Below are 20,191 nucleotides of genomic sequence, written 5' to 3'. Positions count from 1 at the left end.
CTTTTTGTTTTTATCCGCCTAGTTGAATGGTTTCTTCTAAGGAAATGTCCACATTACCTTGAACAGCTCTTGAGATCATACATGAGCTTTCGGCTTTGTGCGCGAGCTTGCGTGCAAGTTCAATATCTTGCGGAGAAGCAGATGCTTTGAGGATGATGACAGGCCTGTGAATGATTTTTTCATATGTAAACACACCATTCGTTACATCGACGACCGCCTCAGAACTCATCGTGAGATCCTCTTTTTCTAATTGACTCCGCTCCATCATAGCGGCAAGTGTAATAATATAACACGTAGCCGCGGCACCTAAGAGCATCTCATCTGGATTTGTTCCAATGCCAGGACCGTCCATTTCTTTTGGAATTGAAATCTTTGTTTTTAACTGTTCACATGAGATTGTACCCACATCGTTACGCAGGCCAGGCCAGCTCGCCTGAAGATGAAAATGATGTTGCGCCATATTCGTCTCTCCTTTTGTTATCACTTTTTATAGTGTAACAAGAATTCACACTGCTTGTCTTAACATGTGCACCATCTTTATGTATATTCCTCATCCAGCACTGTCCGAATCGCCCTGACATACCGGTAGAACGTCTCGTTTTTTGTACTCGACCGCCGACGAAAGTCAAAACTGTCAAATAAAGCTTCACGCTGACTTCTACTAATCTCTAACTGTACACTTTGCCCTGTTTTTGTAAGATTATTAATATTATGATTGCTTGTTCCGCTCAGGGTTGCGTGTGCGACAGCCAGTTCAGCTGAAAATCCATTCCGCTCTAATGAGTTCACTATTTTTTCTGCGCGGTCGTAATCTGTTCCACCAACGAGCGTATGGTCAATGCCTTCCTCACCTTTGTACCCATGCACTGCTAATATATAGTCGTGTGCTTTTGCCTGTGCGACACCGACTGGCTCATCAAAGTTTGTACTTGTCACATGAAGTTCTGATGCATTCTCTCTTAAACCTTCAAACAAATACGTAGAGAAATCATTATCAAAAAAATGGACGATCTCGCTCACGCCGCCTTCAATTCTCCCGCCATGGGGTGACATCACAAGAAGGCGGCTTCCAGGCACTGGGTTGGCTGTAATTTGATAGCTGCTTGTTGATTCGTTTTCTTCCAGTTCTTTAAAATTGCGATAAATATCAGTTGAACCGCTTTCGTCTTCCCCACCTGATGACACTGGCTCATCATGTTCCTGTGCTTGCATTGTATAATAAACGCCCCATCCGATCGCAAGCAGGAGAAGCAAAGCAAAAAACTTCTTCATTCCCGTTCTCCTTTAACAGATTTCTAAGCCGTTTCTATGATTTATATTGAATCATCATTTCTTTTCATTTTTTCCACTTTTTCTCTCCAAATTTGATCATAACACTCTAGATCATGAGATTCCTCAAAAATAAGATAATTGCATTTATATACACAGAAACGCCTCTCGTCTTTGAAAACAGAGTTAGAATAGTATGACAGACAAATGAAGTTATGTTTAAAATGACCTAGTTCTATCCAGTCTGTTTTCTTTAATTCGGCTACTTTTTATATGGATTTGATTTTTCCCCTCTTTGACAAGTCACATTTGTATGAGCATTGGCCCTGTCTAACCCCTCCTTTTTTTCTGCAAAATTGTTTGTTTCACCGGTTCTCTAAGGAGAACTCTCCCACCTATCATCGGCTGATTCTACATGTTTTCCACCTTTTTCTATTATTTTACAAAATGTAAGCGCTTTTCTTTTTCATTAGAAGTGAGCAAGCCGCCAATATAAAGAAAAGAAGGGACAAGAATCCGAACCAAGCAGCTCTCATTCTCATAACGTAAGAGTGTACAAGAATGGATTGCTAGAATGGAGGGCATCACATGTTTGGATTTTCTATGGTGCAAATGGTCAGAACACATGCTAGTAAACTGGATCAACCTTTAAGAGAGACCGTCCTTCACCTTTATAAGCCTTTTAAATGGACACCATGCTTTCTTCATCGTTTCTTTGAAGGAAGATTAAAGAAGAGGAAGAAGCTTCGTGTGATTATTGAATTTAAGGAAGACGCGGTCGAAGCAGGAATTCAAAGCACAAAACAGCTCATGAAAAAAAGCAGAAAAACAAATATCAAAAAACACTTTTCACATATCGACTGCTGTGCTGCAGACCTAACACCAGCCGCTTTAGAGGAGCTGTTGGCAAATGGTGAGCATATTCGTAAAATTTATTTAGACCGGGAAGTTCATGCGCTTCTGGATGTAGCCACACAAGCAAGTCACGCGGATGAAGTCATCCGAAACGGCACAGCCTTAACAGGGGAAGGTATTACGGTCGCTGTCATTGATACAGGAATTTATCCGCATGAAGATGTAGATGGAAGAATTCGCGATTTTGTGGACTTAGTCAAGCAGAAAAAAAAGCCATATGATGATAACGGACATGGCACTCACTGCGCTGGAGATGTAGCTGGAGACGGAGCGGCCTCAGATGGCTTGTACAAAGGACCTGCTCCAAAAGCTCATTTAATTGGCGTGAAAGTGTTAAATAAACAAGGGGCTGGATCACTTTCTACTATTATAGAAGGGGTTGAATGGTGCATTCAGTTCAATGAAGATCACCCTGATGATCCGATTCATATTATGAGTATGTCACTAGGTGGAGATGCTCAGCGTTATGATGACGAACAAGACGATCCGATGGTGCGTGCTGTCAATGCTGCTTGGGATCAAGGCATTGTCGTATGCGTCGCTGCCGGAAACTCAGGTCCTAACAGCCAAACGATTGCGAGCCCTGCCGTCAGTCAAAAAGTGATTACGGTTGGCGCTTTTGATGACCGGAATACACCAGAATCAAACGATGATATTTTGGCACCATTTTCAAGCAGAGGTCCTACTGTTTATGGAGAGACAAAACCTGATATTCTTGCACCAGGAGTAAACATCGTCTCTCTGCGATCACCAAGATCCTTTCTAGATAAACTCGACAAATCAAGCAGAGTCGATGATGATTACACGACATTATCTGGTACATCTATGGCAACACCAATTTGCGCAGGTATTTGTGCTCTAATATTAGAGCATTCACCTGATTTAACGCCTGATGAGGTCAAAACCATGTTAAAAGAAAATACGAGCAAGTGGTCTGGGGATGATCCGACGATATACGGAGCAGGTGCCATTGACGCAGAAAAAGCCATCAAAGAATAAATAAAAAAAGCCCTTTACGGCGATTCGTAAAGGGTGTTGTTTTTGTCTGTTATTACGTGTGAAGTCTTTCATCTACTTGATCAGCTGACATGTTATGCTTCGTTCTCATACATCTCATCTCCTTTTTGAATGTGCGTACGCGCTTCGATCACAATCTCAAAAAAAGTGGAAGATTCCTTGTACATGTCGCGTTCTTTATAATAATTAGCCGCATCAAGTGCTAATTCCTCTAAATCAGCAAACATTTTTTTGCTCCGCAGTCCAAATAATGCTGATCTTAATTGCTCACAGCTGTCTTTTTCTATATAAAGCGCCTGTAAAAATTGGAATTTCAACTGATAAATTTCATCATCCAATAAACAAGCCTCGTTCATTCCTTTACGTATAGCCTCGCCTGCCCGCTGGATATCTCCGAGTTTAAACCAAGTAAGAGCAAGTGAAAATAATGATTTGATCATCGTGGATGCTTGATCTTTTTGATAAAGGGAAATGGCTTGTTCAAAAAAGACTGTCGCCGTATGGTACGTTCCCATACTATAATGACAAGCTCCTAAGTTATTAAGAGCCATCGCTTTAAAATAAGATGTGCACTCTTTCCGCTCCATCGCTTCACAGACCTTTAACGCTTTTTCTAAGTAAGGAAGCGCTTTTTGGTGCTGACTCACATCAATCCAATTACCTGCCATGACAAAATCACATTGAATGCTTCTTTTTCCATAAAGCTGATGTTTCTTATAAATGTCTCTCGCCTTTTTAGCATAATGCATGGAGAAATAAGTTTGTTTCATATGATAGTATACTTCAGCGATTTTATAGTAAAATTCCGCTTTTTCAATCTCATCTGTCACTAAGATCAGTTGATGTTCCGCATGCTTGTAATAGGAAATGGCCTCGATGTACCGGCGCTGAATAAACGCATACATTCCATGAAAAAAATGAAAGTAATAGCCAAGTAAGCCTGTCATCTCATCTTCTCCATCTTCCATTTCTTTTGGGAAAGACACCGCTTGAAGTGTTTCACTCCCTGCATGGACGGGCGTTAAATGCTGAAGCATCAGTTGATGGCGAAAATCCATTAGAGAATAATATAGAAGCAAATCTTGATCCTCTTCCATCTCATGAATTTCTTCTTCAACAAGGCGCTTCATATCGTTTGCTTGTTCGACTTCAAATTTGCAAATATGCGTGTACCATTGATTGATCTTTACACCTACTTCGGAAGATGGTATTTTATGTGCCATCCACTTCAGCCCCATTCTATCATATCAAACTGATAACTATTATTTTACATAATTTATGTTTTTAAGGCAAATTGTAAGTTATTACATAATTTATGTTCATTTTGCATATTTCTATCTTTTTTACCAAGTTTAAATAGAGTACTTTTGCCCATCAAAACGATTTTTCTACGAAGTTGGGTCAAATTCTCTTAATACTTTTTTTAAAGCACGGATATAACGTCTGAATGCTTTTTTCTTTCCTTTTCTCGTATCAAAATTGTCGAAAAAGGCCTCTCTTTGTGCCGTACTAATTTCTAGCTGAACGCTTTCACCACTTGCATTTCGATTATTAATATTTTTAGGATCTGTTCCTGAAAGCCGCTCGCCTTCTTGTACCATTTCTGCTGAAAACCCTCGATCCTTTAATTCTCGTACAACGGCTCTTTGCATTTTTTCGTTTGTCCCGCCGACTAGCGTGTGCCTTTTATCACTTTTATAGCCGTGGATGGAAATGGAGAATGGATACGTTTTAATCATTTGGACCAATATCGGTTCATCAAACTTCGTGCTTGTAATATGCAAATCACGATTATTCTCTTGTTTCGTTCCTTCAAACAAATACGTCGAGTATCTTTGTTGAAATGCTTCTACAATTTCACTAGTTCCTGGTTCAATTTCCCCTCCATGAGGAGAAAAGACGAGTAAATCACTTCCACCCTTTTCATGAAATTCTATTTCATAGCCCTCTTTTTCATGCCGTATAAGCTGTTTAAAACTTTCATATTGATCCCCTTTTTTTCGCTCCTTTTGATACTTTTCTACCTCTTCTTGATGTTGCTTTTGCTCTTTTTTTTCTTGAACAGAATGGCTGCATTTCACCATTAAAAGAGCACACAGGACCAGAAAGATGAATCCACATATCAGTAGCCTTTTCATTTCACCGCTCCTTTTCATTCTCTTAGGTGTCATCTTATCGCATTATTTTACTATCAATGGCTAACAGAATTCAAAGGTTGTCCGGTTCATTTAAACGAATCAGGAATACTTTCCTGTTTTTTATGCTGTTCTAGGTATTTCTGACTTCTTTGCATCATTCGCTGCTTGAACAAAAACTGCATCGTATGACCTCATTTTTGCTTTAGTTAAAATCACCTACAAAAATGGACAGATTTTTTTGATTTCAAACAAAAAAAAGCTGTAAACAAAAGGGATGCCCTTATGCTTACAGCTAATTATTGTATATCCATCATTAAACTCTTAGTTCATTCTCTAAAGCTGAAAGGACTTCATCTTGTGACAGCCCTTGTGCAAGAGAAATTTCACTCACTAACATGCCTCGCGCATCTTCAAGCATTTTCTTTTCACTTGAATTTAATGCTTTCTTCTGATTTCGTCTCATCAGATCTTTGACAACGTCTGCACCATCTTCGATCGCACCTGTTTTTAGCTTTTTCAGATTTTCATCATATCTTTGCTTCCAAGTAAGCGTGTCGTCGTTTGTTTCTTCTGCAAAATTGTTCATCACAACTTTCAGCGTTGCTTGATCTGCTACCGGACGTATACCTAGTTGATTGATTCTGCCTCTTGGGATCATCATCTGCATATTCGGCATTTGAATCAGAAAATATTCCTCCGTCTTACCTAAAATCTCTTTTTCTTCCATTCCTTCAATCACACCGGCACCATGCATAGGATAAACAATTTTATCACCTATTTGAAACAAATCCGCCACCTCCGAAAGTATTCACAATATGATTATAACACATTTCATCGTTGGATAAAAATTTATATTTTATCATGTTATTTTAGCACTAGTCAATTCTTTTTATTTGTGATTTTCAGAAAAAGCCTTTTTTTACAGAAGTTGCGCCACCATCCAGTCCCCTTGTCTCATTCTTGCATATACTAGCATTGAGTCACATTTAGGAGGGATGACAATGTGCAAATGCAAGTGCAAACATTCCCACTCAAACTGTTATAAAAAGCATGACGATCATCACCATGTGGATTCATGTAAAGAAAAGAAATATTGTCATAAAAAAGATGATTGGTTTGAGAGCGATTTCTGGGATACTTCTAGAAGCTACGATCCCTATTATTATCCTAAAAGTGTCTGCAGCAGCTGTAAGAAGCGTCGCAGAAGAAGACACAGCATCTCATTTTAGCATCTGACGCTTTCACCTGCTTTTTGTTTTCCCGGCTGAAAAGCCGGTTTTTTTCATATGGATAGGCTCATGAAATGGATCATGCTCATAGGATATGGCAACCTGACATAAAGGATGAGATATCAAATGAACAATATGAATAGTCCAATGAATTATCATCACGAAGGAAATCCGTACCATACGTTTGAGAATGTGTATACAGCCAATCATGAGCATGTCGTCGCGCCAAACATGCATGATCATATGAATATGCCAAACCATTATCATACTGGTAAAAAAGATAAGTACAGTGGCCACTATCCGCATCATCATTCAGCCTATATGCCTTTTCCAAATCAGCAGGATCCCTTTTCACATGTTCCAATGAAGGATCACCATCATCATGGTCACTATGGGGGATATGGAATGATGCCATACCATCCTTATGGATATCAAGATATGCATATGATGATGCCGAATCAGCAAATGCCAGGCTTTGGTTATGGAATGAACCAACCAAATGCACACTTCCCCCGTTATCATTAAACAAATTGACAAAATAAGGGTATAATATCCCATTTAATACCATGTAGGGATATGGTAACATTATAGGTAAATAATGGATTTAATCATCTATTATTTACCTATAATCAACAAGGGGGAATGAGGAAATGAAAAAAACATGGACAATGATCATGATGGGGATGCTCACACTGGTTATGGCACTATCGGTACCGATTGCCGCATCTGCTGAAGGAGCCACACAGGAGGGCAAGGCATCAACAAATGCCAGACCAGCTGAACTTTATGCGAAAATTACAGGTACAAGTAAGCAGGAATGGTCTTTTTCTGACATTGAGCTGACATACCGCCCAAATTCTGTATTAAGTCTCGGTGCCATTGAGTTCACATTACCTGCAGGCTTTCAAGCGACAACAAAAGACATCTTCAATGGAAAAGCACTAAAAGACAGCTACATTTTGAACAGTGGAAAAACGGTCCGCATTCCAGCTAGACTCGATTTATTAGGAATTTCACAATTTAAATTACAACTTTCACACAAAGTACTTCCTGCTGCTGGTACATATACGTTCCGTGCAGAAAACCGTGCGCTTAGCATTGGTTCTAAATTTTATGCAGAGGACACCCTCGATATTCAAACACGACCAGTTGTGGTCACACCACCAGATCCATGTGGATGCTAAATAAAAAAGCACTCAAATATGAGCGCTTCAGACTGTAACAAAGGGCTTTTTTAGCCCTTTGTCTTTTTTATTTGATCACATCACCCGTTTAAACATTTTCTCCATTTCATATGTTGAGTGATGAATGATGATCGGCCGGCCGTGCGGACAAGTAAAGGGGTCCTTTGTCTGCCTGAGTTCATCTAATAGGGCTTTGATTTCATCATTTCGCAAATGACGATTTGCTTTGATAGAGCCTTTGCAGCTCATCATAATCGCCGCTTCTTCTCTTAATTTTTTGATATCTACACGCTTCTCAACCAGCACTTGCTCTATAATTTCTTCGATCAGTTCAGCCTCTTCCCCTTTTGGAAACCACTGTGGATGCGACCGAACAATGTAGCTTCCTGAACCAAAAGGCTCTAAGAAGACACCCACTTTCGTTAGTATTTCTTTATGCTCTTCAATAATCAGCATATCGTTTTTGGAGTAGTGAAATGTTAATGGGACGAGCATTTCTTGCACTTCCTGTTCGATCTCTCCTACTTTCTCGCGATAATACTCATACTTGATTCGCTCCTGAGCCGCATGCTGATCAATAATATAAAGCCCTCGTTCATTTTGAGCCAAAATATATGTGCCATGCATTTGTCCGATGGGATACATGACGGGAACACGTTCGTTTTCTGAAATGGCTTCTGCATCATCTTCTCTCAGTACTGACTCTTCATATTCGAGAGAAGCGGCGGATTCCTCTTTATGAACACGCTCAGATGGCGCATCTTCCCTAAATACGGGTGATGACGCTCCTGTCATTTCCTGCACAGACGTCTCGTATGTGCTCATTTGATTCGTCTCGTATACAACCGATTCGAGAGGCTCCGGCTCATAGGATAGCGGTGTTTCCATCTCCTTTGTGTTTCCTTTTTTCGCATCAAAGGTTAAGGATTGCTGCTCATTTTTGATCGCTGGCATTGGTGCTTTTTTTGGTACAGAAGCACTTGGAATGAGTTGCTGTTTTTGAAATACGTCTTTTATTCCTTGTTTGATTAGCTCATGAAGTTCCTGCTCTTTACTAAGTCTCACTTCAAGCTTAGAAGGATGAACGTTCACATCCACTAAAATGGGGTCCATCTTCATTTCAATAAATGTAATCGGATGGCGACCAATCGGCAGAAGCGTGTGATACCCTTCATGGACCGCTTTTACGAGCGGGAAATGCTTCACATATCTGCCATTTACTACAGAAGACATATAATTCCGTGATGCCCTTGTCACTTCTGGCAGGGAGATATATCCTTTCACTTCAAAATCAAGTGATTGCACATGAAGTGGCACCATTTTTTTCGCAACTGCTGTCCCATAAATAGCCGCAAGCACATGCCGCACATCCCCGTTTCCATTCGTCTGTAGCAGGACTTTTCCTTGGTGACGTAAGCGAATCGATACTTCTGGGTGAGCCAGTGCAATTCGATTGACGACATCTGATATATTGCCAAGTTCCGTATGAACAGTTTTCATGTATTTTAGTCTGGCAGGCGTATTGTAAAATAAGTTGGTAACGACAATTTCGGTACCGCGGCGGCCAGAGGTTTTTTTCTCTGAAATGATCTTTCCACCTTGTAGCACAAGGTGCGTTCCAGCTCCTTCACCAGTACTTGTTTTCATTTCCAAATGAGAGACAGATGCGATACTTGGCAGCGCCTCTCCCCTGAATCCAAGCGTTCTGACACGGAACAGATCATTTTCATCTTTGATTTTACTCGTTGCATGGCGCTGAAAGGCGAGCTTACAATCTTCGGCATCGATTCCAACACCATTATCAATCATTCTAATAGAGGAAAGACCTGCTTCTTCTACATCGATTTCAACCACTGTACTACTTGCATCAATTGCATTTTCCATAAGCTCTTTTACAACGGAAGCGGGACGCTCGACTACTTCACCCGCAGCAATTTTATTGGATAGGTCATCGGATAACTGAATAATCTTTGCCATGTTGCTCACCTCACCTTACATTATAATTTCTTTTGCAATTCATATAGCTTAGTCATCGCTTCGAGCGGGGTCATATCCATTAAATTGAATGACTTTAACTCCTCGATCACCGCTTGATCTTTCTGTTTTAGAACTGGTTTGGTTTGCGGTTTTTCTTCTACTTCAAAGAAAGAAAGTTGCTGTTTTTCCTCGGCCTTTTCTGTTTTTGGAGCTGCTGATACGTGCGGGGTCACTTCATGTGATCCGCTCTCAAGCTCCGTCAAAATGGTCTGGGCCCTATCGATGATCGCATCAGGCAATTCAGCAAGCTGTGCTACATGAATACCATAGCTTTTATCAGCTGCCCCCTCTTTGATTTGATGTAAGAAAACGACCGTGCCTTCATGCTCTTCAGCTCGTACATGAACATTTTTCAGCTCGCTTAATTGAGACTCAAGAACGGTGAGCTCATGGTAATGTGTAGAAAATAGCGTTTTGGCGCCAATATGATCGTGTACAAATTCAATGATCGCCTGCGCAAGAGCCATGCCATCATAGGTGCTTGTCCCGCGTCCAATTTCATCAAATAAGATCAAGCTGTTTTTCGTTGCATGCACCATCGCATTTTTTGCTTCAAGCATCTCTACCATAAAAGTACTTTGACCAGAAATCAAATCATCTGCCGCACCTATACGTGTAAAGATTTGATCAAAGATCGGAAGAGTTGCTTTAGATGCCGGCACAAAGCAACCAATTTGTGCAAGAATAGAGATAAGTGCCATTTGTCTCATATACGTACTTTTCCCTGACATATTCGGTCCAGTAATGAGCAAGGTTTGCCGGCCATTTCCCATATGACAGTCATTCGGTACATACTCCTGGTGATCCATCACTTTTTCAACGACTGGATGACGACCATCTATGACATCTACCTCATCCTCTGAGAATTCTGGACGAATATAACGGCGTTTTTCACTGACAGTCGCAAAGCATTGGAGAGCGTCCAGCTCACTCATTTGTTTTGCGAGCAGCTGTAATCTCGGAATATACACTTTCACTTGTTCTCTGAGAGCTGCAAATAGTTCATATTCCAGTTCGCTAATATTTGATTCTGCCTCAAGAATCAGCGCTTCTTTTTCTTTCAATTCAGGTGTAATATACCGCTCTGCATTGGCGAGCGTTTGTTTTCTTTCATAACGCCCTTCCTCCAGCAAATGCGTATTCGCTCGTGTCACTTCAATATAATAACCAAATACTTTATTAAACCCGACTTTTAAAGAGCGAATGCCTGTATATTCTCTTTCCTGCTGTTCAAGACGTGCAATCCAGTCCTTCCCATTTCGGCTAGCATCACGGTATTCATCTAATTTTGCATTGTAGCCGTCTTTAATTAAATTGCCTTCTTTTAACGTCATTGGTGGATTTTCATATAGCGCATCTTCTAATAAATTCAGTAAATCATCACAAAGATCAATTTCATTCGCTCTTGATTTCGCCATTTCCTCTGGCAGTGAGTGCACAAGCTCTTTGATGGCTGGCACTTGCTTTAAGGATTCCTTTAACTGAATAAGATCACGGGCATTTACGTTGCCAAAAGCTACGCGTCCTGCTAAACGTTCGAGATCATATACTTGCTTCAACCGTTCCCGCAAATCCTCTCGTTCAAAGAAATGATCCATTAAAATTTGCACCATTTCCTGACGTTCTTTAATGTGCGAAAGACGAATTAACGGCCGATCGATCCATTGTTTGAGCAGCCTTCCGCCCATCGCTGTTTTTGTTTCATCTAACAGCCATAACAAAGAGCCTTTCTTACTTTTTGAGCGGATTGTCTCTGTTAATTCAAGATTTCGTTTTGAGTAAAGATCAATTTTCATTGTTTGTTCGAGCTCAAACACTTGCACTTGCTGAAGGTGATCAAGACTTCTTTTTTGCGTTCTTCTTAAATAAGCATATAATGTCAAAAAGGTCGATCTTAGTTGCTCGCTCAGGCGGGACACGAGTCGCTCAGCTTCATCGATTAATTCATCACTATCTTCGTATGAAATGGTCGCTTGGCACCGTTCCTTTAAGGTCTTGACTGTTTCCTCATCCAGCTGCTTTGACACCACAATTTCTTTTGCACCGACAGAATAAATTTCAGACACGACTTCATCTAATCGATCGATGAAAGCCGCCATGTTTTCACCAGTCGATAAATCGGAAAGTGCAAGTCCATATCCATTTTCAAACTTTGTCACAGAGGCAATGAAGTTGTTTTCATTTTCACTTAAGCCTTTACCATCCATTACCGTACCTGGTGTAATGAGTTGAACGACTTCTCTTTTGACTACACCTTTTGCCGTTTTAGGATCTTCCACCTGCTCACAAATCGCGACCTTATAGCCTTTTGAAATCAATTGTTCTATGTATGCAGAAGCAGAATGATAAGGAACACCACACATTGGTATGGTCCCCCCATCTCTACTTGTTAGCGTAATTTCTAATTCTTGTGACGCTTCTTTTGCGTCATCAAAAAACATTTCATAAAAATCGCCTAAGCGAAAAAATAAAAAGGCATCTTGATACTCTGCCTTGATGTTTAAATATTGCTGTATCATGGGCGTATAACTTGCCATATTTCTAATCCCTCACTATATTACATTCGAATTCATACCATCTTTTATTATAGCATAAAAAATCCCCTTTTTTCTCCTAGATCGAACACAAAAAAACTAGGGGGATATGCGCCCTAGTCATGAATTACTCTTCTGGATCACCCGCTAGGAATTCTGGATGAATATCCTCTAACTCCTCATCCACCTCTTCTTCCCACTCGTGATCATCTTTTTCTTTCCAACTTGAATTGACCTCTACAACAATTTTTGTTTCTCCTACCACTTCAGCAATGAATTCCCGCTCTGCTTGAACGATAATTTTATTGCCGTTTGGAGAAATGGTCACTTCTAAGCAATTCGGCTGCTGGAGCACTTTTGCAATCACTTCATGCTCATCATCAAGGAAATTTTTGTCTTTATATCTCAGTTTGATGATGTCTACATATTTCACCCGTTCAGTCACAACTTCTGTTTTTGTGTTATCGGCGTAAGAATACCATACGTTAATATCGAAGGTTCCTTCAATCTCAACAGTTTTACCGACCTTTTCAGCATCATACTTATGATTAATGATCCAACCACCTAGGATGCTGGTTGGTTTTTGCGATGGAGAAATGGTGTGTGTGCTTTGGGTGAATTTCCTCCCTTTTGCAACCACCGCTTTTGTAATAATCTCTCTGTATTCAGACATTCCGGCATGCCTCCTTGTTCTTGATCGTTTTATCTTATGCTGGGCATTCGTCTAGTGTGTCACGATTTTGAACTTCATGATCAAATTAAATTCATTTCTGTTTCAGTGTATGCATGGTCGCCCATAAACTTGCCTTGAAAATTGGAAAAGTTGGAGAGTGAGAGATTTTGGGGTTGACTGTAATGGTGTCATTTGATGTAATAAAGATAGTAGCCCTTCTTTATATAAGGAGGAGATCTTATGAAACAATTTAATATTATAATAAACATTTTTGGATTAAGCATTGAGCTTCAATTCAAATCTTTTAATCTGTAAAATCAATTAATTTTTAGTTAATAACGTATCTACGAAATACAGGGCTACTGCATCAACATTTTGTTGTTGATGCAGTAGCAAAATACAAATTACATATATTCTATATAACAAAAAACCCCGCATCTGCGGGGTTTTCTCATTTAATGGAGCAACTTGGTGATGAATTTTTCACTTTTGAACCGGTTTCTCCTAATAAGAGGTCACCGCCGGTTGAAAGAATGATTTCATCTGTTACTTGATTAGAAATCGTATGCGCTACGAGCTGTAATAGGGAATTGACTTCCACTTGTGATTCTTTGAATTCTTGAATCACTGGGATTTCATCCAGTTCTTCTTGCAGGGCATCGATTTTTTCTTCCACTTGCTTTAAGGCTTCATGTTTGCCGTAATGCTTTAAATTTACCGCTTGTTTTTGAAGCGCCTTAATTTGGTTAATAATCGTTGAAATTTTTGTATTTTCATTGATTTGCGCTTCTGCTTTTTTGAAGAAATCAACTTCTTCTGTTTCAGAAATCATTTTAGCGAGCTCTCTTGCGCGCTCGACAATCTCTTTTTTTGAATAAAGCGTCATTTTAATTCACCTCGATAGCTTCTCCAACCATTTCTCCGTCAAGAGACCAAGTTTTGGCTTGTGTGATTTTCACTTTGACGATGTTGCCAATCGCTTCTTTTGGTGCTTTAAAATTCACAAGCTTGCTTTTACTTGTATATCCGGCTAGGATTTCAGGGTTATTTTTACTTTCACCCTCTACTAATACTTCGACAGTCTGCCCTTCATATTCCTTCATTTTTTTCGCAGAAATTTCATTCACGAGGGCATTCAGGCGCTGTAGACGTTCTTTTTTCACATGCATCGGTACGTTGTCTTGCATTTTCGCTGCCGGTGTTCCTTCTCTTGGAGAGTAAATGAACGTATAAGCAGCATCAAACTCAACCTCGCGATAGAGGGAAAGTGTTTCCTCAAACTGCTCATCTGTCTCATTTGGGAACCCAACAATAATATCCGTTGTTAATGAAGCATTTGGCATGGCTTCTTTGATTTTGCGCACAAGATCAAGGTAACGCTCACGGTCATATTTTCTCGCCATAAGTTTCAAGACGGAAGAACTGCCGGATTGAACTGGCAAATGAATATGATCGAGAAGGTTCCCACCCTTAGCTAGCACTTCAATTAAGTGATCATCAAAGTCACGCGGGTGGCTTGTTGTAAAACGGATACGCGGAATATCGATTTTACGCAGCTCATCCATCAAGTGTCCAAGACCATATTCCATGTCTTCAAAATCTTTTCCATACGCATTCACGTTTTGACCAAGAAGGGTTATTTCCTTATATCCTTCTGCCGCTAAACGTCTGACCTCTTGAATAATTTCGTCAGGGCGGCGGCTTCTTTCTTTACCGCGCGTGTAAGGGACGATACAGTATGTACAGAATTTATCACAGCCGTACATAATATTCACCCAGCCCTTAATTTTTCCTTGGCGGGCTCTCGGAAGGTTTTCAATGACATCGCCTTCTTTTGACCAAACCTCAATGACCATTTCTTTTGAAAGATAGCATTCAGATAACAACTCTGGTAAGCGGTGAATGTTATGTGTACCGAAAATCAAATCAACAAATGGATGTTTCTTCAAAATACGGTTGACGACAGATTCCTCTTGCGACATACATCCGCAGACACCTAAAATTAAATCTGGCTTTTCACGCTTTAATGCTTTTAAATGACCAAGCTCTCCGAACACTTTGTTTTCCGCATTCTCACGAATTGCACAAGTGTTTAATAGGATAACATTTGCATCTTCCGTTGAGTTTGTCGGTTCATAACCAAGCGCCATAAAAATACCAGCCATCACTTCTGTGTCATGCTCATTCATTTGACAGCCATATGTGCGAATATAAAACTTGCGCCCGTTTCCTAATCCTTGAAAACGCTCGTCAATTTGAAATTGATTGTATTCGACTTCTTCTTTACCCCGTTTTTTTGCATCTTTTAAGGAAGGCGGAATGTACACAGCTTCAAAATACTGGCTGTAGTCCTTCTCGGATTTTTTGTCCGATGAACTTACTTGTCCGCTCGCTTTTCTCTGCTCTTCATTCATGAATTTGTACTCCTTTCAAACCAAGCTCCACCCTACAGTATAGACTATTTTGTCGTGAATTGAAAATAAATTCACACGTACTCGGACTTTTCAATCCACACGAATTTTGCATGAATATTGAGTGGGTTTCAAATGGAGATCGTCTTTTCCTAAAGGGTTTTGTATTTCTTTGACTATCTTCATCTGCTCTGTACCAACACTCTCAACTAAAGTAATCACATATGATTCTTTTTCCTCTTCTGCTACCATTCTTTCTTGTTCAGATAAGAAGAATGGAAAGTCTTGGTGAGTCAGTTTAGATCCTTTTACTTCTATGAGCTTCTCTTTTCCATCGGGGTAATAAGATTTGATATCAAATCCATAACCATCTTCCGTCTCAGCCACCCAATCGACAGCTTCCGCTAATTGTTCCCGACCCACTGCTTTTAATTGCTCAACTTCCTTATGATAAACAAATTGCTCTGCTATTCTACCTGTCTCTTCGTTTTGCTTTGCTCTTTCTTCTCTTAATTGTTTATAAACATCTCGATGAATGATTCTTTTTCTTTTTTTACTTTTTGTAACTTTTGTGTCCATCACAATATAAGGATTCGAGTATACTTCGAAAATAAAATCATAAAAAAAGTCATTCAAGGTGTATATATCTTTTAAGAGTTCTTTGTGATTGAAAGTATCAATTTTATATCTTTTAAATAACAATGAACCTGCTGCATACTTTTTTGGTCTATCAGATTCTCCTAGATAAAAGTCACCTGTTTCAAACCCATTTAAATTAGGACTATGCTTCAGTTGAGGTTTTAGTCGCTCACGCCACATATCTGCTTCAACTTTAATCTTTTCAACTGATAAATTTTCAGTACCTAATCCAATTGTTAAATAAAAGTCCTTTCCGTTATTAGCAAATAAAATGACCATATATAAACCTTTTTGTGTTGTTGTTCTATTTGTTTTATGATTCATAGTTAAAAGTTTGTCTAGAAATGCGATCCAAATAGACTCTGCAACTTTCCCATTTCCTGTAGATGCTTTAATATCGATCCTATCCAAATTCCTCATTTGACGTTTTTCTAATTCATATCGAATGTTGTTCGGGATTTCTTTATTAAACATGTTGTGAAAAGGGTGATTCTTATCTGTTATGCCTTTATTCTTATAATCTATAAAATGCTCATAAAAATCTTCTTTATTAAATAACATTTGTCTCACCACTTACCTCAATAGATCTTTTTACATACATTATACATAACAAACGGTAGATTTGATGAAATATGGAAAGAATAGTGTAAAAAAAGAGAGCCTGCGCTCTCTCAATCAAGTATGTTTAGTTTTTTCGCTTCTTCTTCGATGATCGTCAGTGCACGGTTAAGCTCTTCTTTTGTGTGCTCTGCTGTGATGATGGCTCTAATTCTCGCTTTTCCTTTTGCTACAGTTGGGAAAGCGATGCCTTGAGCGAAAACGCCGCGCTCGATTAACGATTTTGAAAAACGGAAAGTAAGTGCCTCGTCTCCAATCATCATTGGAATAATAGGTGTTTCTGTTGGTGCCACCTCAAATCCAAGGCCGATGACTTTTTCTTTAAAATAGGCCGCGTTCTCCCAAAGAGTTTCAATGCGCTCTGGTTCATCTAAAAGCACTTCAATCGCTTCTTCACACGCTCTAGTCACAGCTGGCGGATGTGAGGTACTGAATAAAAACGGTCTTGCTTTATGTTTTAAATAGTCAATTAAAACGGCTGATCCCGCTACATAGCCGCCGAGCACTCCGACAGCCTTACTAAGTGTTCCAACCTGAATATGCACTCTGCCGTCGAGTTTAAAATGGTTGACTGTCCCGCGGCCATTTTCACCAAGCACACCCGAGGCATGTGCATCGTCTACCATCACAAATGCATCATATGCTTCTGCAAGCCTGACAATCTCAGGAAGTGGCGCAATATCTCCATCCATTGAGAACACACCGTCTGTGACGATGAGACGAACGCGGTAATTCATAGATTTCTTTAAAATTTTCTCAAGCTCTTCCATATTGGCATGACCATATACTTTTTTATCTGCTTTTGTTAACCGAATGCCGTCGATGATTGAGGCATGATTCAGTTCATCTGAAATCACAATATCATCTTTTGTCAGAATACTAGATAAAACCCCTTGATTGGTCGTAAAGCCTGATTGAAACACAAGGGCTGCCTCAGTCTTTTTAAATGCAGCGAGCTTTTTTTCAAGGCGTTCGTGCATCGTCATTGTGCCAGCGATCGTTCGTACAGATCCTGTACCAGCACCGAATTCATCAATTGCCTCTTTTGCCGCTTTCATCAGCCTTGGATGCGAGGTGAGGCCTAAGTAGTTATTTGAGGAGAGCTGTATGACAGATTGTTCATTTAATGTCACTGTGGATGATTGTTTTGAGTCAATCTCTTTCAATGTTTGGTGGGTGCCTTGCTGCTTCATTGTTTCCAGTTCATCTTGTAAATACGTGAATTCTTTCATCATTTCTTCCCCCTTTGATTTGATGGCATCATCAGTACAACTTTTCCGCACGTACCATTTCTCATGAGTTCAAATCCCTTTTCGAACTGTTCAAATGGCAGTGTATGGGTGACAACTGGCTGAACATCGATGGTATTCGTTCTTAATAACTCAGATACTTGACGCCACGTCTCAAACATTTTTCTCCCCGTGATCCCTTGCACGGTTAATCCCCTAAAAACAATTTGATTCGTAATGTCAATTGTCACTGGTCGTTCCGGCAAACTGAGGATATTCACTTTCCCTCCATTTGCACATGACTCGAGAGCTTGATTAATGGCAACTGGATGTCCTGACATTTCGCATATCACATCTGCGCCTTCCATCCGCGTGAACTGCTTAATCACCTCAACAGGATTACCTTTTCCAATATCCACGATATGGTCTGCTCCCATTTTCCTGGCAAGATCCAGCCTGTATTCGTTTTGATCGACAGCAAACACTTGGACAGCACCGGAAGCTTTCGCGACGGCGATCGCCATTAAACCGATTGGTCCGCAGCCAAAAATCGCCACTGACTTACCTGAAACAGGTGTGTGAAGCACTGTATGAACCGCATTTCCGAGCGGCTCTTGAATAGACGCAAGCTCTACTGGCATTTGAGCTGGATTGTGCCACACATTTTGTTCAGGTACTTTGACATATTCAGCAAAACACCCGTCAATGTCTACCCCTAAAATTTTCGTTTCATTGCACAAGTGCTGTTGCCCAGTTAAACACATAGAGCACTGATTACATACAACATGAGTCTCTGCCGATACAAAATCCCCTACTTTTGCACGTGAGACTTGCTTCCCCGTCTTGACAACTTCCCCTGTAAATTCATGTCCAAAAATGTAGGGCGCTTTCACTCTCCCCTTTGCCCAATCATCCCAATGATAAATATGCACGTCTGTTCCGCATATCGATGTGGCTTTTACCTGTATCAATACTTCATGATCATTGATTTCTGGAATCGGCATCTCCATCAGCACCGCTCCGTAAGCGCTTTCTTTTTTAACAATTGCTTTCATCGTTCCACACATGACGTACAACCCCTTTGTTAAAAAACTTCTCCCAATGAGATTTTACCACGTCTTATTTTAACCGTAAATAGCACTGTCTATTGAGGGAAGACAAATGATCACTGCACAAGTTTTTTTGAATATTTTCTAAAAAAATAAAAGGGAACCTCATATTGATTTGAAGTTCCCAAGTGACATGAAAGGTCAATAAATATAAGATTTAGTAGTACTTCTTTAAAAACTCTACAATATCATTGTTCATGTGTAATAGATGTTCTTTAGATGGGAAATGGCCCATATCGTACGCCTTAAATGCAATCAAATTCGGAATGATGTCACTAGCTACTTTCATTAATGTACTTTCGGGAAAAAAGATATCCTTTTTTCCTGCTATGATGAAAGTGGGAGAACGGTAGGATGTTAATTCTTCTTTCGTTGTTAACTTGGGCATTTCTTGTTCAAGTCTAATATATTTAAAAATATCACCAATCAATTTTTTATCCATTTCCCTCATGCTATTATCTGACATTGTATCAGTAATTTTATTGAGATATTTTTGTGAAGAAGTGGCTTTAAACAAGACTAAAGGAAGTAAAATATGTTGAATCATTTTAAACTTAGATCCTAAACTTATGCCTGCAGGTGAGACCAAAACAGAACAGTCAATTTTGTCCGGCATAAAGGCAGCTAACCTCAAAATAATACCTGCCCCGTAAGACGGTCCAACAAATGCACTTCGATCGATACTAAAGTAATCCATTAGTTCTTTGATCCACTCAGCAAAACTATTGTCCTTCGCTGACATTCTATTTTCACTGCTATATCCTGGATGGCCAATTGTATCTGGAGCATATATTCTGTATTTTTCTACAAGTGGTAAAAACCATGATAAAGTCATCGGGTTTATACAATTACCACCCTGAAATATAAAAATAGGTTTCCCTTCCGGTGGTCCTGCTATAAGCACATGCGTTTTTCCATAACTTGTATCCACATAAATCTGCTCAACATCAAAATCAAAAGACTTTAGATAATCATTGTAATGTTGAGTAATCAGTTTTTTCCCTTCACTTTTATAAATGCTCCGCATTTCCCAAAAAGCCCCTTCCCTATAGAAGTAAAGTGTTATCAGTTAAATGATCAATCGTTTAAACGTCGTTCTAGGCTTAATGATTGAAACGAGCTCAAATTTAGGCTTTTATTCCTATCATAACAAAGTTACTTCACATAAAAAAGCAAATCCCCGTAGAAA

At 39.7% G+C, this 20,191-nt stretch carries 17 protein-coding genes; 3 read left to right on the top strand and 14 right to left on the bottom strand.

The window, feature by feature from the left end:
• Positions 1-10: 10 nt before the first annotated feature.
• Together MKX52_RS08180 and MKX52_RS08175 are read right to left on the bottom strand one after the other, a co-directional pair.
• Positions 11-460, bottom strand: a complete 450-nt coding sequence (locus MKX52_RS08180) for an OsmC family protein (protein ID WP_012010036.1) — start codon at positions 458-460, stop codon at positions 11-13.
• 77 nt (positions 461-537) lie between these two features.
• Positions 538-1,272: a poly-gamma-glutamate hydrolase family protein gene (locus tag MKX52_RS08175; protein ID WP_012010035.1), complete on the bottom strand. Its 735-nt coding sequence runs from the start codon at positions 1,270-1,272 to the stop codon at positions 538-540.
• A gap of 585 nt (positions 1,273-1,857) precedes the next feature.
• Here MKX52_RS08175 and MKX52_RS08170 point away from each other — a divergent pair.
• Positions 1,858-3,183, top strand: coding sequence for a S8 family peptidase (locus tag MKX52_RS08170; protein WP_342491773.1), 1,326 nt, complete (start codon positions 1,858-1,860; stop codon positions 3,181-3,183).
• A 92-nt stretch (positions 3,184-3,275) separates the two neighbouring features.
• Here MKX52_RS08170 and MKX52_RS08165 read toward each other — a convergent pair whose 3' ends face one another.
• The 3 genes from MKX52_RS08165 to MKX52_RS08155 form a co-directional block, all read right to left on the bottom strand.
• Positions 3,276-4,424: a Rap family tetratricopeptide repeat protein gene (locus MKX52_RS08165; RefSeq protein WP_119124866.1), complete on the bottom strand. Its 1,149-nt coding sequence runs from the start codon at positions 4,422-4,424 to the stop codon at positions 3,276-3,278.
• Between the two features lie 165 nt (positions 4,425-4,589).
• Complete coding sequence (locus tag MKX52_RS08160; RefSeq protein ID WP_342491772.1) at positions 4,590-5,339, bottom strand: poly-gamma-glutamate hydrolase family protein; 750 nt, start codon at positions 5,337-5,339, stop codon at positions 4,590-4,592.
• A gap of 313 nt (positions 5,340-5,652) precedes the next feature.
• Positions 5,653-6,126, bottom strand: a complete 474-nt coding sequence (locus tag MKX52_RS08155) for a CarD family transcriptional regulator (RefSeq protein ID WP_034662177.1) — start codon at positions 6,124-6,126, stop codon at positions 5,653-5,655.
• Positions 6,127-6,694: 568 nt separating this feature from the next.
• Here MKX52_RS08155 and MKX52_RS08150 point away from each other — a divergent pair.
• Together MKX52_RS08150 and bslA are read left to right on the top strand one after the other, a co-directional pair.
• Positions 6,695-7,093, top strand: coding sequence for a hypothetical protein (locus MKX52_RS08150; RefSeq protein WP_342491771.1), 399 nt, complete (start codon positions 6,695-6,697; stop codon positions 7,091-7,093).
• A 125-nt stretch (positions 7,094-7,218) separates the two neighbouring features.
• On the top strand, positions 7,219-7,752 hold the full coding sequence (gene bslA, locus MKX52_RS08145) for a biofilm surface layer hydrophobin BslA (protein WP_003211006.1): 534 nt from the start codon (positions 7,219-7,221) through the stop codon (positions 7,750-7,752).
• A gap of 75 nt (positions 7,753-7,827) precedes the next feature.
• Here the strand turns inward: bslA and mutL are convergent, their stop codons facing one another.
• The 9 genes from mutL to MKX52_RS08100 all read right to left on the bottom strand — a co-directional run bounded on the left by mutL (position 7,828) and on the right by MKX52_RS08100 (position 20,029).
• Positions 7,828-9,729: a DNA mismatch repair endonuclease MutL gene (gene mutL, locus MKX52_RS08140; protein WP_342491770.1), complete on the bottom strand. Its 1,902-nt coding sequence runs from the start codon at positions 9,727-9,729 to the stop codon at positions 7,828-7,830.
• A 20-nt stretch (positions 9,730-9,749) separates the two neighbouring features.
• Positions 9,750-12,326 carry a DNA mismatch repair protein MutS gene (mutS, locus tag MKX52_RS08135; RefSeq protein WP_342491769.1) on the bottom strand — a complete coding sequence of 859 codons (2,577 nt, stop codon included), beginning with the start codon at positions 12,324-12,326 and terminating at the stop codon, positions 9,750-9,752.
• 124 nt (positions 12,327-12,450) lie between these two features.
• Complete coding sequence (cotE, locus tag MKX52_RS08130; protein ID WP_003212450.1) at positions 12,451-12,996, bottom strand: outer spore coat protein CotE; 546 nt, start codon at positions 12,994-12,996, stop codon at positions 12,451-12,453.
• Between the two features lie 451 nt (positions 12,997-13,447).
• Entirely contained in the window at positions 13,448-13,882 is a 435-nt protein-coding gene (locus tag MKX52_RS08125; protein WP_003211238.1) for a RicAFT regulatory complex protein RicA family protein, read from the bottom strand.
• Between the two features lies 1 nt (position 13,883).
• Positions 13,884-15,410 (bottom strand): tRNA (N6-isopentenyl adenosine(37)-C2)-methylthiotransferase MiaB, encoded by a 1,527-nt coding sequence (miaB, locus tag MKX52_RS08120; protein ID WP_012010025.1) that lies wholly within the window; start codon positions 15,408-15,410, stop codon positions 13,884-13,886.
• A gap of 90 nt (positions 15,411-15,500) precedes the next feature.
• A complete protein-coding gene (locus MKX52_RS08115; RefSeq protein WP_342491768.1) occupies positions 15,501-16,607 on the bottom strand; it encodes a DUF3578 domain-containing protein in 1,107 nt (368 codons plus the stop codon).
• 110 nt (positions 16,608-16,717) lie between these two features.
• Positions 16,718-17,896: a glycine C-acetyltransferase gene (locus MKX52_RS08110; protein WP_216886812.1), complete on the bottom strand. Its 1,179-nt coding sequence runs from the start codon at positions 17,894-17,896 to the stop codon at positions 16,718-16,720.
• On the bottom strand, positions 17,896-18,960 hold the full coding sequence (gene tdh / locus MKX52_RS08105) for an L-threonine 3-dehydrogenase (protein WP_342491767.1): 1,065 nt from the start codon (positions 18,958-18,960) through the stop codon (positions 17,896-17,898). The genes MKX52_RS08110 and tdh overlap by 1 nt, the downstream gene beginning before the upstream one ends.
• 199 nt (positions 18,961-19,159) lie before the next feature.
• Positions 19,160-20,029 carry an alpha/beta hydrolase gene (locus MKX52_RS08100; RefSeq protein WP_088001373.1) on the bottom strand — a complete coding sequence of 290 codons (870 nt, stop codon included), beginning with the start codon at positions 20,027-20,029 and terminating at the stop codon, positions 19,160-19,162.
• Positions 20,030-20,191 lie beyond the last annotated feature (162 nt).

This window comes from Bacillus sp. FSL R5-0422, assembly GCF_038610765.1.
Taxonomy (GTDB): Bacteria; Bacillota; Bacilli; order Bacillales; family Bacillaceae; genus Bacillus; species Bacillus pumilus_O.
The sequence above is the reverse complement of the archived record's forward strand: the minus strand, read 5'-3'. Positions and strand labels throughout refer to the sequence as shown.

Bases quoted from the DNA above. Each gene is read 5' to 3' on its own strand.
- MKX52_RS08115 (WP_342491768.1), bottom strand. From the start codon at position 16,607: ATGTTATTTAATAAAGAAGATTTTTATGAGCATTTTATAGATTATAAG.
- miaB (WP_012010025.1), bottom strand. From the start codon at position 15,410: ATGAATGAAGAGCAGAGAAAAGCGAGCGGACAAGTAAGTTCATCGGAC.
- MKX52_RS08100 (WP_088001373.1), bottom strand. From the start codon at position 20,029: ATGCGGAGCATTTATAAAAGTGAAGGGAAAAAACTGATTACTCAACAT.
- MKX52_RS08180 (WP_012010036.1), bottom strand. From the start codon at position 460: ATGGCGCAACATCATTTTCATCTTCAGGCGAGCTGGCCTGGCCTGCGT.
- MKX52_RS08165 (WP_119124866.1), bottom strand. From the start codon at position 4,424: ATGGCACATAAAATACCATCTTCCGAAGTAGGTGTAAAGATCAATCAA.
- MKX52_RS08150 (WP_342491771.1), top strand. From the start codon at position 6,695: ATGAACAATATGAATAGTCCAATGAATTATCATCACGAAGGAAATCCG.
- MKX52_RS08110 (WP_216886812.1), bottom strand. From the start codon at position 17,896: ATGAAAGAATTCACGTATTTACAAGATGAACTGGAAACAATGAAGCAG.
- MKX52_RS08125 (WP_003211238.1), bottom strand. From the start codon at position 13,882: ATGACGCTTTATTCAAAAAAAGAGATTGTCGAGCGCGCAAGAGAGCTC.
- tdh (WP_342491767.1), bottom strand. From the start codon at position 18,960: ATGTGTGGAACGATGAAAGCAATTGTTAAAAAAGAAAGCGCTTACGGA.
- mutS (WP_342491769.1), bottom strand. From the start codon at position 12,326: ATGGCAAGTTATACGCCCATGATACAGCAATATTTAAACATCAAGGCA.
- bslA (WP_003211006.1), top strand. From the start codon at position 7,219: ATGAAAAAAACATGGACAATGATCATGATGGGGATGCTCACACTGGTT.
- MKX52_RS08175 (WP_012010035.1), bottom strand. From the start codon at position 1,272: ATGAAGAAGTTTTTTGCTTTGCTTCTCCTGCTTGCGATCGGATGGGGC.
- cotE (WP_003212450.1), bottom strand. From the start codon at position 12,996: ATGTCTGAATACAGAGAGATTATTACAAAAGCGGTGGTTGCAAAAGGG.
- mutL (WP_342491770.1), bottom strand. From the start codon at position 9,729: ATGGCAAAGATTATTCAGTTATCCGATGACCTATCCAATAAAATTGCT.
- MKX52_RS08170 (WP_342491773.1), top strand. From the start codon at position 1,858: ATGTTTGGATTTTCTATGGTGCAAATGGTCAGAACACATGCTAGTAAA.
- MKX52_RS08160 (WP_342491772.1), bottom strand. From the start codon at position 5,339: ATGAAAAGGCTACTGATATGTGGATTCATCTTTCTGGTCCTGTGTGCT.